The following is a 585-nucleotide window of genomic DNA, read 5'->3' on the forward strand; positions in this document are numbered from 1 at the left end:
TGTATCAAGCTGTTCGTTCACAACGACATAGCCGCACAGCGCTTTGTTGCCGTAGGCATCTTCGATGTCGGTGACGACGGCTTCCTGCACTTCAGAGAGCCGCGCGAGCTGGACTTCGATTTCAGAAAGCTCGATCCGGAAGCCGCGGATTTTCACCTGCTGGTCGATCCGGCCGATGTACTCAAGCCGCCCCTCTTCCAGCCATTTGACCGCGTCCCCCGTCCGGTACATGCGCTCGCCCGGCACAAACGGGTCTTCCGTAAAACGCTTCGCCGTTTCCTCCGGCTTGTTCAAATAGCCGCGCGCAAGCCCGCGGCCGGCGATGCACAGCTCGCCCGCGACGCCGACAGGCTGGACTTCGTTGTTTTGCCCAAGCACATACACCCGGGTATTGGCGATCGGCTTTCCGATCGAAAGCATCCCTTCATCAGGATCGATCGCCGTGCTCGTCGCAACGACCGTGTTTTCCGTCGGCCCGTAGTTGTTGACGAGTGTGTAATTCCGTTTTTCGATCCGTTTCAGCTTGTCTCCGCCCGTAAGCAGCACGCGCAGCGACTGGTTGTCCAGCTCCATGAACTGTTCGCA

General features: G+C 59.0%; 1 protein-coding gene. It reads right to left on the reverse strand.

The genetic code is table 11. The features are described from left to right. The coding region (locus BTA31_RS22170) for an AMP-binding protein (protein WP_142243772.1) at window positions 1–585 on the reverse strand (585 nt) is incomplete at both ends.

This window comes from Bacillus haynesii, assembly GCF_001969855.1.
Lineage (GTDB): Bacteria > Bacillota > Bacilli > Bacillales > Bacillaceae > Bacillus > Bacillus haynesii.